The organism is Desulfomonilaceae bacterium (genome assembly GCA_041662605.1).
Taxonomy (GTDB): domain Bacteria; phylum Desulfobacterota; class Desulfomonilia; order Desulfomonilales; family Desulfomonilaceae; genus CAJBEZ01.
This window is the reverse complement of the sequence record JBAZSD010000018.1, coordinates 1-13,529: the sequence shown is the minus strand read 5'-3', so window position 1 is coordinate 13,529 and position 13,529 is coordinate 1. Positions and strand designations below refer to the sequence as shown.

Sequence of the window (13,529 nt, the reverse complement as noted above, 5' to 3'; positions counted from 1 at the left end):
TCTTCAAGCTGCGGCGCTCGATCTACGCGGTACCCAATCATTTATCCTCGATCAGACGCTTTATTCCTTCAATCAGAACATTAAAACTGTGAGACTTATTGTTATCCAGATCCAGATGACGCGAAATAGCGCGTGAACCGGCAACCTTTTGATAACGCCTCCCCGTAATTCGAATCAATTCCTGGGAAGGACTAGCGACACTATCCGGAGTCCTGTATTTCTTCTGACGTTGTCGCTGACTCAAACCATTTAGGGAAAGACCGGCTTCAACTGCAGCCAGGTCACCCAAGTAGAAGCTTTCCAGTTCGTGGCAAGCTATACGGACCAAGCAATCAGATTTCCCCGCTGCCTGACATAGCTGTAGTAACTTTTCTTTAATCACCCGGCAATCGCCTGAGTCCTGATCCCGGATAATTACAAAACGACTTGCCGGTTTGCGCCAACCCTTGAGTCTTCTGCACAGTTTCTTTTCAAGGTCACTTTTACCTTGGAATACCAGGACCTTGTAAGCCACATTATTGGAGTTTCCCGTCGTCTCCAGAAGTCGCGGCATTAGAGCCGCTAGCATTTGTTCCGCTGAAGGTTCTTCAACAAGAAAAACCACAGTTTTTGTCACGGGTTAACTCCTTCAAACAGGCCTTCCTGCCAGAGATAACCCATCCTTTCGGCGCCATCAGCCATGTATTCGGCAATTTGCGCATCATCCCGGGCACGCTTAATCTTGGTGTAACCATTTTGTTTGATTAACCAGAATACTTCTTCAAGTTGGACTGCGTTCAAGAAATCAGGAGAGTGGGTCGAAACAAAAACCTGCCCGCCTCGGTTTGCGTAGTTCCTGAATTCTTCCGCTAGTTCCCAAAGCAGTTTAGGATACAACTGGTTTTCAGGTTCTTCTACACACAGAAGCGGGTGAGGTTTCGGGTCATATAGCAAAGTCAGATAGGCCAACATTTTTATGGTACCATCAGAGACATATCGAGCAAGAAAAGGGTCCTCAAAAGAGCCATCCTGAAATTTGAGCAATACCCGCCCTTCTTCGGTAGTTTTTGACTCAACGTTTGTTATTCCCGGAACACGATCTTTTAGTTTTTCAAGAATGTCATCAAAGATTTCTTTATGCTGATCGTATAGATACTGAATAACGAGTGAGAGATCTTCGCCCTCACGAGACAGGTGTTCCGCATAGCCGGCTTCATGTTCCGGTCTGGCTTTGCTGATGTGAAAATCAGATATATGCCAGTTTTCAATAAGATCACCTAACGCTACCACAGCAGGGAAACGTTCAAACTGAGCCAGACCCTTGATGGCCAGGATATCGGGAGACTTGAGTTTTTGTTCTTCCCGTTTTAAATCACTTTCTTTCTCGACACTTTCCATTTCGTTTGTGACGGCAGTGCCAGCTCCTGACGAAAACTTAAGAAAATGCCACGGCTTGCCTTTGCTGCCTCTACGGTATTGAAGAACTTCCTTTGTTATTATTGCACGACCATTCTGCTCATCGATCTCTAGGATATATGTCGCCAAAGGAGCTTCCTGCTCCCGGCGATATTTCAATTCTATACTGATCGGACCCGTCGAGTTACGGCTGCGAACCTCCTGGAAGCCCCTACTTCCGCCCAATTTGGCTAGGGCCGTCGTTACATTGGATTGGAGCGCATCACGCAGAAACCCAAATAAAGAGAATAACGTAGATTTACCGCTCCCGTTAGCTCCCACAACTACGCAAAAGTTTGGGATGTTCTTCATTTCTGCGTCTTTGAAGGCCTTAAAGTTCTTCAATTTAATGGATTCTATTTTCATGGTTTTGCTCGCAGTCCGTTCTCGTTGCCGACATGGTTGCCATCTATTGTTCAAGGGTGTTACCCAATAAGACACTATGACTATTATATAAAAATTGTAATTTAATCCCGGAAAAATAATTATCCATGGTTCTTTATCGGTCGAGTAGCAACTTTGGTTTTTTTTAATCCTTGTGGGCGTATGTCCACCCGCATCTTCCAGTCGTTTTTGTCCACAATGGCATTGGTTGCCACCCCCCACTCCTTGACACCTCTTTTCTAGCTGTTTAAGCCTGCTTGATTTTTAATTACGGCGAATTCGCCACAATAAAAAATTTCATGAGCTACTATGTTCTTCGTTAACGCAAAATGCCCTTGTTCAACCATCTGATGTTGTTTCATTTTTTCATCCAATACCTTTTGGGTCTGTTCTTCCAGTGTGGGTATTTTTTCCTGAATCGCATTCCATACGGTACAGTCTATAATCCCGCATAAACTGTCTCCGCAAGGATAGTCGAACGTATCCTGGGTTTAATGGTGTCCTTAATGACCAGATCCACATGGGAATCAAATAGTTTTTCCAAAAAGAATTTTAGGTCAAAATAATTGTCAAACGTTGGGTCAACAAATTCAACAAGAAAATCCAGATCACTGGTCTCAGCCTGTTCGCCTCTGGCGCATGAACCAAATACACCAAGTTGACGAACCCCAAAACTGAGGATTGTGTCCCTGTTTTCTTCCAGGGTCTTAAGGATGTTTTCCGGATTCATGGTCTCGAAGTTCTTCAACTTGATGGATTCAATTTTCATGGCTTTGCTCACAGTAAATTTCTGTGAAAGTCGTAGCAGGTTGTAGATCTGAATCGGGAAGTCCTTTTTAAACAGAAGGTTCGTGAGTAACTCCATGTATACGAGGCACGTTTAGAAGTTTCTCTAGATAGAGAATACGTTTCCGATAAGTTTGAATTTCCTTTTTACATTTATTGCGTTCTGCCAGTTTTTTCTGAAGATCCGGCAGTTCTTCCGCTTTTACATGCCTGTTGATAATTCTATTTCCATCACGCAATACAAGGTAATAGTACACGTATTGTTTGTCCTTGTAATGTTTCTTTCTACAGTTGAGGGCCCCTCTGGGGTATCCGCTAATTTTGTTTAGCAAAACATCAAGGACATCCAGGCATCGTTCGTATTCATCTTTAAGCATGCCCTGCACAGCAGGGTCTTTTTCCACTACGTTCATGCCAATTTATTACTAATGTAGAGGATAAAATTGTCAAGTCTAATTTTGTTAGACAACTCTGGATACAAAGATTCCCTTGGCTACTCTAACTGCTCGGGTATTAGTTTAGATACTAGAGCTGAAATTTTTGGTATTTCAGACTTGGGCGGGGCTAGGGTGTAAATTCCAGATCCTGAAAAATATTGTAAATGATATCTTGATCGATTAAAGAAAATATTTATGACATGGGAACGAGCAATAAGGGATCCGGTTCACGATTTCATTCGGCTCAACTCTAAAGAAGCCAAAGTTATAGATTCGCCAATATTTCAGAGGCTTAGGGGGATTCGCCAGCTTGCGTTTGCCCATCTGGTTTATCCCGGCGCTCACCACACCCGCTTTGAACATTCACTGGGAGTTTTTCATCTAGCGGGCAAGATGGCCATACGGCTCAAATTGAACGATGAGCAGCGGCAGCTTATACGACTCGCAGCATTAGTCCACGATATTGGTCACGGTCCTTTTTCCCATGTTTCCGAAAAAGCTTTGGATATTTGTGCCAACAAAGACCATTTTACACAACCATCGGCAGCCAATGTTACAAATATTCATGAACTATTGACTCAGAATTTTATTAGGAAGGACCCTGCTCTGGTAAGTATTATAGGTCAGGACGATTGTGACAAAATTGCCTTACTACTGGCTAAGGGTTATGATGATCCTTTACTTAAAGCTTTGATCTCAGGGCCCTTAGATTCGGACAAACAGGATTATCTTCTCCGAGACAGTTATTATTGCGGCGTAAAATATGGCATTTTCGACGTTGAACAGATGCATAGAGCCCTTATTGCTTTCACCGATCCTGGCGACCAAACCGCTCAGCTCATGATATCGAAAGATGGCATACATGCCCTTGAACAGTTTGTCATGGCAAAGTACTATATGACTACCCAAGTCTACAGGCATAAAATCCGCCTCATAACGGACGAGATGCTCGTGAGGGCGATAACTATTGGAATTGAGCGAGACCACATTCAAGAACTTCATAAATTGTATGCTTATGACGGAAGCGCCGAATTTAGAACCCAGTACATCCAATGGGATGATTCCAGGTTTATGAATCATTTCTGCAGCGAAAAGTTGCGTGAAACCTATTGCTATAAATTGTTGGATCGCCTTCGGAAAAGACATCTTCTGAAGAAGATTTATGGCAGGCCACTAAAAGAGATCTCGGACAACAGTCGAGATGAAATTGAAAAGCTCCAGAATCCCGAAAATCAGGAAAAACGAGCTGAACTGGAATCCGCCATCTATGAAATTATACCAGAAGAATTCAAGGATCCATTTGATTCGTTATCTCGAGACGCCTACTCGGTCATTCTTAACTTTTACAGGTTTAAATCTGTTAAGGAACAGTCAAGGAACGATGAGGGTTCCATTCTCGTCCGTAGCCTTCCGAAACCAACGATGTTTGAAGAGGAATCCACTTTGTTTCGTTCAATAGATGAAAAACTTACCGAAGCTCATGTCGAGATATATGCGCCGGTTATTTATAAATCACCCAATGAACGCCGCACACTTTTAAGAGAGATGGACAAAACGATAACTGATATACTAAATCAGTTCAAATAAGAAAGAGGCGCAAACCATGAATGTACGAGATTTTGTAGTTCTCTGTTATGGAGCTTTTGATGGGAATATTAATGGCAAGACAAATCTGCAAAAGAAAGTCTACTTCCTGGCCGTGAGTCTTGGGAAAGCCGAAGAACTAGGATATCGTGCGCATTATTATGGTCCATATTCAGCGGACGTAGCTGAATCAAATACCGAACTGAAATCTCTTAACTACTTAAGTGAATGTTCCACAAGTTGGGGGAGCGACAATCGTGGTTTTGAAGTCGCGCGCTATGATTTCAGCTTGACTGACGAAGGGTGGCGATTGTTCGAGAGAAAGCGGACAGAGAATCCTGACATTTGGGAAGACATCAGCACCCTTGCTGAAAAGATTAAAGAAGCGGGGAACCTAGATTATTGGGATCTTTCAATCGCTGCCAAAGCGTATTTCATTCTTGATCAAAAAGGAAAATCGGTAAGCTCTCAAGAAATTCAAGGGGCGGCTAAAGGTCTGGGTTGGGAAGTAACAAGGGAAGAACTCGACAGAGCGAGTACCTTCCTCGAGAAAATCAATCTGATAAAGAGTTTGGCAGCATAATTTTGGCGCTCAAAAGAATTACTGGAAATTTACTAGAAAAGCAGGACATCAGAGACAACGCCAATCGGGATGTTTCGCTAAGGCTGGATAGTCATATCCGTTACTATTTCAGACAAATCCACCTCAATAAGAGTTCAACCTTAAAAGATTAGGGCCAACCTCCATATCCTACCCAAAAATCACCGCCTCGGTATGGGCAATATTATCGACAATGCCACTACATCCGGCGGGAAGAGTGGTTTCACATTTATGCGTTGGGACTTAATCGTTTTGCGCAATCGCTCGTGAGCCTGTTGCAGTTCCGACGACCTTTCGGTGAGCATATCCTGTATTTTTGAATTGATGCCGTCAGCGAACCACCTCGAAGGCTATCCCGTAACGATGTGTTGTCCGAGTGAGAAAGGAAGCCATTCCCAAATATCAGGATGGCCTTTTCAACCCCTTCCCTGAGGTGCTCCCGAATCCTGCCTCCGGTCTCAATCCCGGTTTGATAATACTTCTCGAGGAGACACTCATGGCTCGATTCTACATCTTTTGGCCATCTACTCCGATGAACAAGCCTGTAGAACAGGACAAATTCGGAGAACTGTTCCGATTCCATGAGCTGTTCGAGATTGAATTCGAGATAGACTGGTCTGCTCAAGCGTGAGGAGTTTCGAAGGATACGGAATTTCAGCCCGTTTGAGACAATGCCCCATAAATGATCCGAACTGTTGAGATATTCCTGGACAAGTGAGTGTGGCGAGATCCGTGGACGCCCGGTTGGCGGGCGTTTATCAATTTCATTTGTTGAGCCCTCGATATGGATGGGCAATCCAAGGTCGGTGTCGCCTGTTCTATGGGATATGGCGAATGTCTTTGAATTTACAATAGCTGCTTTTTGGGAAAAGGCGACGTCCGCGAACCCGAGCGAGCGCAAAAGTGGCAGCATCCAAAGGTCATGTGTGAGAGATACGGATGATTTATCCTTTTCAGGTTTTTGCAGCGCCGCCTTGAATACGGCCCAGTAACCACGAGCGTCCGACCAGCTCGCCGCTATCTCGTTGTCCAAATCGGTTTTTTTGGATAACCCGAAATCCTGGGGTTTTTGACCGGGCGCTTCGCCGAGAACGATTTCATCAAGTGTTTCAGGTGGTATCAGAGAACCTTCCATCTCGACTGAACTGTATTTCATGGGTTATCCTTAAGCGCATATCATCAATATTATAAATTCCGCCGCCATAGTTGAGAAACGCTCGACGCAAATAAATACCATTGAGTTTCCCTCCCTTACTCACGAACCTGCGCTAATTAAAAAGAGGAGGACAGTGCCAGTATAACCAGAGAGTTTTTGTCTTGACCGTAAGCGGTTGACGTCTCTAAGGCTTGCCTGGCGCATCGATTAATTATCTTAGTCTGAGTAAGTTGGTGAGTCAATTATTCCTTTTGTAAGTGTTTCCCAAGATTGCGTTGCGGGAAGTTGACTTGTTTTCACCTTGACAGCGGCAGTTTTTTAAAAGAAAGGGTAAACTAGGTGGAATTTATGACAATAATGCATTACTGATTTCGCTACTAACGCTGAAAGGGAATAGTTCATGTTTGAGCGCATTTGTATTACCCCACAATATCCCGCAACAAAGCCTTTTGACATAGGGTCAATTGGGGAAGCGTTGATATTTTACGGAGAGGTAATTCTCATAGTCCAATATGGATCGCTGGAAGCCTTAATCAAACAATTCAAACCCGAAACATTATTGCGTTATTTGGAACACGGTCGTTTGAAAGTCAAATATCGGAAACACATGATCGGGACTGTAAGCCAGGGGGAGAACACGTCTTTCGCCCGTTACGACTTCAGTTTAATTAGTTCAGAGGAACACAATTTAGAAGAAGCTGCCCATGACCTTTTTATAAAAGTGACTGGTAAAACAGGTCGTGGCCGAAGGCTTGCCAATAAATTCCTCAGGTTTGTTGAGCCAATATCCTATGGGTCAGATATAACCAGCCAAATCGTCGATGAGGTGCGCAACTACCCCTACATTTCCGAATATATATCTCGCCGCCTCAAGAAGAGTCTTCCAGCAGGATTACAACAAAAACCGATGCTTCAGTTTGGCCCACTTATCCAGGGAGAAGGATTTCCATTAGCAACAAATATTAATTTCGATTACTTGAATCGATTGGAACTTCCTGATGAGGCTCTTAAAAAGCCTTCCACGATACTTTTCAACTACGGGGCGACGATTGCGGATTTATCTTTATGGTCACAGCTTGGGACCGAAGTGGCTGTAAATGAAAATCAGGCTGACGTCCTTCAGCCCAGATTTGATATATTGCTTAACAAATTGAAACGATCTAAAGAAATGATAAGCTCTTTCCAAGATGTTTGTTTCAATAATGGAAATGCAATAAGGCAAGTTATAAATTCTGGCACCCACAGTCTTGACGACCTTTACCCTATTGTTGAGCGGTCCAACGATTTCTCAAATTGGCTTCGGCAGCGTGAACCTGACGACAATCTAATTCATTCTTACTACAAGGAGATCACCACGGATTCGTGGATAGATAAGTTGCCTGCAAAGCCAATTCGGTGGGCCTTTTTTACCGGTCTGGGAATAACCATTGACTCACTCGGGGGTGGCGGCATCGGAACACTAGCTGGATGTTCTCTGAGTGCATTTGACTATTTTCTTCTGGACAGGCTTGTCAGCGGCTGGAAACCCAATCAATTTATCCACGGGGAACTCGAAAAGTTTACTGACGGATTATAGTTTTGTACTGTCTCAACCACATCTGGAAAACAAAGTTGGAAGATTCCGTTTTCTCGTTTGGCAAAGTTACGGCCGGTCTTGCCTTCCCAGCCTGGATGAATATCTTCACCGGCTGATACTATAGTTTCTAAATCAACCTCTTCTGTCCCGATTATGTTCCCGAACCAGTCGCGGATATCCTTTTGATGACCTTCATAATGTTCGGTTCGGGTGATATTACCCCCCGGTCACTGCCAGTCGTATCGTTACCGTAACTATCTTTTGTCTCAACGAGGTTGCCGTCAGGGTTCCGGACTGTAGTGCTGCGATCAGCGGATAAACTGACTACTGGTAGTAGCGTGAAGATAATGGCGGCGGCAATAACTTTCATCTCTTACCCCCACAGTATCGGTCATATAGCTCCAGGTCTTATTTCCCCTTGTATAATAGAAATCAGGCTACCTAGCATTACATATCCAATAATAACTTCTGTCATTACTATCAGCGCAGCAACTTTTGTTTGGGGTTTCTCGTAACCAAAACCAAGTGTTGTAAATGTAACCACTCTGTAATAGATCATAGTGATCATCAAAAATGGTAACGGCGGATCTGGCTTTATGTGGTTTGCGCTCATCCAGTAATAGATGAGACCAAACGAGAGGGCCAGTACCATCGATCCATGACTGCATAATCTGCGAGGTTTGCAAAATTGACTAAAGCTTTTGACGTCACCAATGATCATCTGATGAAAATGACTCCAGAAGAAGCGGTGTTGATTTTCCAACGGCTCCTGTGTGCTGAAGCAAGTCGAACTGGTCTGGCGATCACAGACATCAACATATCTAGATCGATTGATATCAAGGATGGTGGCCTCGACGCATCAGTGAGTGGCGTAAATAACAGCTCTAGTCTCGGACTGTTCAAACCTGGCACAACTGGTTATCAACTTAAGACTGGGACCTCGTTCAAGCCGTGGCGACGGGGTGATGTAAAAAAGGAACTATTTGGTATTGAGGGCATTACAAAAGAGCACCTTGGCAGCAGTGTACGAAATTGTCTGGACAAGAATGGAACTTACATCTTGGTGTGTTTCAGCCACGATCTGAACGAAGAACAGAGGATAAAATCAGAGGATAACATTAGCGAGCTGTTTGCCGCATGCGGCTATGAAGACCCCAAAGTCGAAGTATGGAGTTGCAACCAATTGGTTGCGTTCTTGAAATGTTTTCCTTCGTTGGGACTATACGTTACCGGACTAAATGGTTTTCCTTTTCAAAGTCATGAGAGTTGGAGAAAGAACTCTGATATGTATGTGCGCTTCCAGATTGGCGAAGTCCAAGAGAAGTCACTAGAGAATTTTAGAGGAAAACTGCGCAATAATTTTGAACCAGTGCATATACGAGTGACGGGTGACCCTGGAATTGGCAAGACACGATTTGTCTTAGAGGGGACATCGGCTCCGGATCTTTTCCCCCTCGTCATGTACTGTGAATCACCGAACTATATACAAGGAAGTGATCTGCTCAATGCTGTTCTCATGACCGACAACGGATTCCAGGTAATACTGGTTGTTGATGAGTGTGATCAGAAAGAGAGTTCGCTTCTATGGAATAAATTGAAATCTGTAAGCCCTCGAATCAAACTTGTTTCTATATTCTGCGACTACGAGCAAACATCCGGTTCCACACAATGCTTCAATGTTCCTGAGCTTGGGGACAATGAGCTTGACCGAATAATTCAATCTTACGGGGTCACCGAAGATCGATCACGCCGATGGGTAGATTTCTGCAACGGATCCCCTAGAGTCGCTCACATAGTCGGACAGAACTTGAAGGAGAATCCTGAAGACATCTTTCAGGCGCCAGATTATGTAGATGTGTGGAAACGCTTCATCGCCAGCGCTGATAATTCTGATGATATGGAAATGAGACACAGAGAATTGGTATTGCGGAGCCTGGCTCTTTTCAAACGTTTCGGTTTTGAAAGCGACGTGCGTAAAGAGTCCGGAGCCATTGCCAAGATTGTCGAGACAATAGCTCCGCAAATAAACTCATTTGAGTTTAGACGAATTGTCCATCATTTTAAGGATAGAGGTATTCTCAAGGGCGTGGCAACCCTCCACATATCTCCGAGGCTTCTTCATATAAAGCTTTGGAAGGACTGGTGGGACAATTACGGAAACGACGTCGGCTCATTTCTTGAACAAGTAAATGAAATCCCTGAAGAGTTAAGAGACTGCTTCTATGAAATGTTCGAATACGCTGCAGAGTCAACAGTTGCTCACCAAATCACCAAAGATCTGCTTGGAGACAACGGCGTTTTTCAGACTATTGAAGACTTGGGCAGACCCGGGAGAGCAAGTTTCTTTCTAGCACTTACGTCTGCTGATCCAGAATCAGCCGTAAATTGCTTGAAAAAGACTATTGGGGAAAATTGCAAAACAAAGCTGGAACGGTTCACTTCCGGAAGAAGGGAGGTCATACCGGCATTAGAGAAGATGGCCGTGTGGAGAGAGCTTTTTCCAGATGCTGCAAAGTTACTGTTGAAGCTAGCTGAAGCCGAGAACGAAAACTGGTATAATAATGCCAGTGGTTTGTTTGCAAGCCTCTTCTCCCCCGCTCCAAGGCCAGTAGCGCCTACGGAGGCGAGTCCAAAGGAACGTCTTCCAATTTTAGAAGAAGCAATTGAATCAGATGTTAAGGAAATACGAATGTTAGCCATTCGTGCTTGCGATGAGGCTTTGGAATCGGATCGCTTTAGACGCTTTGGCAGGCCTGATCATCAAGGCTTGCGGCAAGATGCTGATCTCTGGATGCCCTCCACACATGTCGAGTTAATGGATTATTACAGACAAGTCTGGACTTTGTTGCGAACGGAATTGAATCTCTTTTCTGAAGACGAGAGAGACGAGGCAATAAATGTCATACTTAAACGCTCTAGCAGAATCATGAGGTTCCCATCCTTGGCCAAAATGGTAGTTGACACACTTGCCGAATTTGCTGCTATCTCTCCAGTGCTGAAAAAGCATGTGCTATCAAGAACAACTGAAATCCTTCAAATTGATGGAGCATCTATGCAGTCTGAAGTAAAAGACAGGTTGCAGCGATTGACGGATGACTTGATAGGGGATGATTTCTCCTCACAACTACACAGGTATGTGGGTATTAACACGATTGTCGACTGTTACGACCGTGACGGGAATGCGATCAATGTAGGAGAAATAAATATAGAGAGATTAGCGCAGCAAGCCGCAAGTAATAGCGACTTGTTCGAGCACGAACTCTCTTGGCTCGTAACACCAGATGCGGAAAACGCTTTCTCGTTTGGATACAAACTGGCCAAGTTTGACGGCGAGTTGTTGCTGTGGAGGCCTATCGTACAAGCCTACAGCAGCGCTAACGAAATGGTGAGCACCGATCTCTTGTCCGGCTACCTGAGTTTGACATTCAAGGACAACCGGCTCCGTTGGGAAAAGCTCCTCGAATCCCTCCTAACCGATGACCGACTCAACCGCAAGCTACCAGAAATAACATTCAGATCAGGCGTCTCAGATGAAGCGGCACTAAGGATCTTAGCTATGGTCGAGAGCGGGACGATCACAGTGAATGACCTACGATGTTTTCGAATAGGCCACTCTATCAAACATTTGTCCCATCGGGTGTTTGACAAAATAATCGAGTCATTGCTGGCTGATCCCAGTTGTTCGGCTGCATGTACAGCGCTTGATCTGTTTGCCTGTCGGTATCAGAGTTTCGGGACAGAACAGGATTTTTCCGAAGATCTGGCGTATCGGGTGCTTACGCACAAGGCTTTTTTTCAAGAGGATGTGTCGGTCAGACGCGGCCACATGGACGGCTTCCGTTGGAAGTCGGTAGCACTGAAGTTCGTGGAGCGATCTCCTGAGCGGAGCGTGGATCTTGCACAAATCATGATACGTAACTTCAGAATGAATGGAACCGTCATGGGGGACCTACTGCAGTCCCCTAACGAGGTGTTAGCCGAGATCACTCAGAAGCATCCTGAAAAGATATGGCAGGTAATAACCCAATACCTCATGCCATCCATGGACTTTCGATCGTTGGAATTGACATGCTGGTTGCAGGGCGGGGATCGCCATCACGGCCTCAACAAAGAAGTACCTGCTATACAGCTAATTCCTCGGCAGCTACTCTGGGACTGGATTGATCAAGATGTTCAGGTTCGCGGTCCTTATTTTGCTGGCTGGCTCGTCCCCTCAACAATCCTCATCGGAGAGTGGGAAACTTGTCTAGTGCACGAGATGTTCAAAAGATACGGAGATATAGAAGAAGTGAGGCAAAACTTCTCTGGGAGTTTCACTTCCGGTGTCTGGTCAGGGCCAGCTAGCCTTCACTGGGATAACAAGAAAAGAGTTCTCGAAGACCTCAAAAGGATAGAGAATCATCCAAATATCACATCGTGGATCAATGAAGAGATAGCCCTGCTTGATAAGAAAATCGAGGCCTCTAAGATTCAGGAGGAGAGAGAAGATTTCTGAAAGATCAGTCTCGTATAACATATTAACGGTCTCAAAAGGAAGGACGGCGGTATAATTTCATAAAGCGCTCTAAACCATTCAAAAAATAGGAGCGGCGACGACAAAGAGAAACATTATATTCATCTCTTATTACCGCTACGTCAAATCCCACCCGGGTCAAAACCACGCGAGAAACAGCTCAGAAACTGCATTTATTTTTGAACGCCATTCCGTTCTCGTACATAACTTGACTCCTGAAAGCTTTGTTTGTATACGAAATTTCGAATGCAACAACCTCAAAGCTAGCTAGTCCTTCGGGCAGCTTGCCATTTTAGGGGTATGACCAGGACTCCGACCAAGATCTACAGAATCTTTGATGGAACAAATCTGCGATCGATTTTGCGCACCGGTTGTTTCTATTCGACCTCAAAACTTGCAGAGTTGGGAAAACCGCCTTCCGAGATCGCACACCCTCGAATAATGGAGCGTCGCAAGAAAGCCATTGTGCCTTGCGGTCCGGGAGGAACCCTTAACGATTATGTTCCTTTTTATTTTGCGCCTCGTTCTCCTATGCTTTATGCTATTTCCCAAGGAAACGTGAAAGAGTATGATGGAGATCAAGAACGCATCATTTATGCGGTATCAACCACTCAGGCTGTCAAGGATTTCGGTCTCAGGTTCATATTCTGTAATGCTCACCCAATCATGGAGATGACGGAGTTCTTTGATAAACTGGAGGATTTAGATAAAATTGATTGGCCTATCATGAATTCCAAATACTGGAACGACACTCTTGGTCAACCGGATAGAAAGCGACGCCGTCAAGCGGAATTCCTCACTCACGAATCGTTCCCTTGGGAGTTGATTCACGAATTGACAGTTATGACTGAACGAGCCAAGAATGCGGCTGAAAAGATACTCATAGAATCTGGAACCAGGATAGATGTTAAGATAAGACCTCAGTGGTACTTGCCCGACGTCAATTACATTTGTGCACTGGCGACAATTACACTTGTGCATGTTGATAATTAATTCCCTGTTCCTGATGCTGGAGCAGGGTCGTTTGAACCATCATTTGTAATTTCCCAAACCTGTTT

11 protein-coding genes are annotated in these 13,529 nt (G+C 44.5%); 5 read left to right on the top strand and 6 right to left on the bottom strand.

From position 1 onward, the window contains the following. Positions 1–37: 37 nt before the first annotated feature. From WC647_13710 to WC647_13695, 4 genes are all read right to left on the bottom strand, one after another. Positions 38–616, bottom strand: a complete 579-nt coding sequence (locus tag WC647_13710) for a DUF4276 family protein (GenBank protein ID MFA6223362.1) — start codon at positions 614–616, stop codon at positions 38–40. Continuing rightward, positions 613–1,800 carry an AAA family ATPase gene (locus WC647_13705; protein MFA6223361.1) on the bottom strand — a complete coding sequence of 396 codons (1,188 nt, stop codon included), beginning with the start codon at positions 1,798–1,800 and terminating at the stop codon, positions 613–615. Before WC647_13705 ends, WC647_13710 begins: the two co-directional genes overlap by 4 nt. Positions 1,801–2,257: 457 nt before the next feature. Then, positions 2,258–2,587, bottom strand: a complete 330-nt coding sequence (locus WC647_13700) for a nucleotidyltransferase family protein (protein MFA6223360.1) — start codon at positions 2,585–2,587, stop codon at positions 2,258–2,260. 67 nt (positions 2,588–2,654) lie between these two features. Further along, entirely contained in the window at positions 2,655–3,017 is a 363-nt protein-coding gene (locus WC647_13695) for a hypothetical protein (GenBank protein ID MFA6223359.1), read from the bottom strand. Positions 3,018–3,236: 219 nt separating this feature from the next. Between WC647_13695 and WC647_13690 the strand changes: the two genes are divergently transcribed. Next, a complete protein-coding gene (locus tag WC647_13690) occupies positions 3,237–4,628 on the top strand; it encodes an HD domain-containing protein (GenBank protein MFA6223358.1) in 1,392 nt (463 codons plus the stop codon). Positions 4,629–4,644: 16 nt separating this feature from the next. Further along, a complete protein-coding gene (locus tag WC647_13685) occupies positions 4,645–5,208 on the top strand; it encodes a hypothetical protein (protein MFA6223357.1) in 564 nt (187 codons plus the stop codon). 247 nt (positions 5,209–5,455) lie between these two features. Here the strand turns inward: WC647_13685 and WC647_13680 are convergent, their stop codons facing one another. Further along, entirely contained in the window at positions 5,456–6,382 is a 927-nt protein-coding gene (locus WC647_13680) for a hypothetical protein (protein ID MFA6223356.1), read from the bottom strand. A 400-nt stretch (positions 6,383–6,782) separates the two neighbouring features. Between WC647_13680 and WC647_13675 the strand changes: the two genes are divergently transcribed. Beyond that, entirely contained in the window at positions 6,783–7,958 is a 1,176-nt protein-coding gene (locus WC647_13675; GenBank protein ID MFA6223355.1) for a hypothetical protein, read from the top strand. A 151-nt stretch (positions 7,959–8,109) separates the two neighbouring features. Here the strand turns inward: WC647_13675 and WC647_13670 are convergent, their stop codons facing one another. Continuing rightward, a complete protein-coding gene (locus WC647_13670; GenBank protein MFA6223354.1) occupies positions 8,110–8,328 on the bottom strand; it encodes a hypothetical protein in 219 nt (72 codons plus the stop codon). Positions 8,329–8,646: 318 nt separating this feature from the next. On the opposite strand from WC647_13670, the gene WC647_13665 reads away from it, so the two are divergent. Together WC647_13665 and WC647_13660 are read left to right on the top strand one after the other, a co-directional pair. After that, positions 8,647–12,453 carry a hypothetical protein gene (locus WC647_13665; GenBank protein MFA6223353.1) on the top strand — a complete coding sequence of 1,269 codons (3,807 nt, stop codon included), beginning with the start codon at positions 8,647–8,649 and terminating at the stop codon, positions 12,451–12,453. A 318-nt stretch (positions 12,454–12,771) separates the two neighbouring features. Beyond that, positions 12,772–13,464, top strand: coding sequence for a DUF4433 domain-containing protein (locus WC647_13660; protein MFA6223352.1), 693 nt, complete (start codon positions 12,772–12,774; stop codon positions 13,462–13,464). The last annotated feature ends 65 nt before the right edge of the window (positions 13,465–13,529 follow it).

Coding starts and splice junctions, on each gene's coding strand:
- WC647_13660 (MFA6223352.1), top strand. CDS start 12,772: ATGACCAGGACTCCGACCAAGATCTACAGAATCTTTGATGGAACAAAT.
- WC647_13675 (MFA6223355.1), top strand. CDS start 6,783: ATGTTTGAGCGCATTTGTATTACCCCACAATATCCCGCAACAAAGCCT.
- WC647_13695 (MFA6223359.1), bottom strand. CDS start 3,017: ATGAACGTAGTGGAAAAAGACCCTGCTGTGCAGGGCATGCTTAAAGAT.
- WC647_13670 (MFA6223354.1), bottom strand. CDS start 8,328: ATGAAAGTTATTGCCGCCGCCATTATCTTCACGCTACTACCAGTAGTC.
- WC647_13700 (MFA6223360.1), bottom strand. CDS start 2,587: ATGAAAATTGAATCCATCAAGTTGAAGAACTTCGAGACCATGAATCCG.
- WC647_13705 (MFA6223361.1), bottom strand. CDS start 1,800: ATGAAAATAGAATCCATTAAATTGAAGAACTTTAAGGCCTTCAAAGAC.
- WC647_13690 (MFA6223358.1), top strand. CDS start 3,237: ATGACATGGGAACGAGCAATAAGGGATCCGGTTCACGATTTCATTCGG.
- WC647_13680 (MFA6223356.1), bottom strand. CDS start 6,382: ATGAAATACAGTTCAGTCGAGATGGAAGGTTCTCTGATACCACCTGAA.
- WC647_13685 (MFA6223357.1), top strand. CDS start 4,645: ATGAATGTACGAGATTTTGTAGTTCTCTGTTATGGAGCTTTTGATGGG.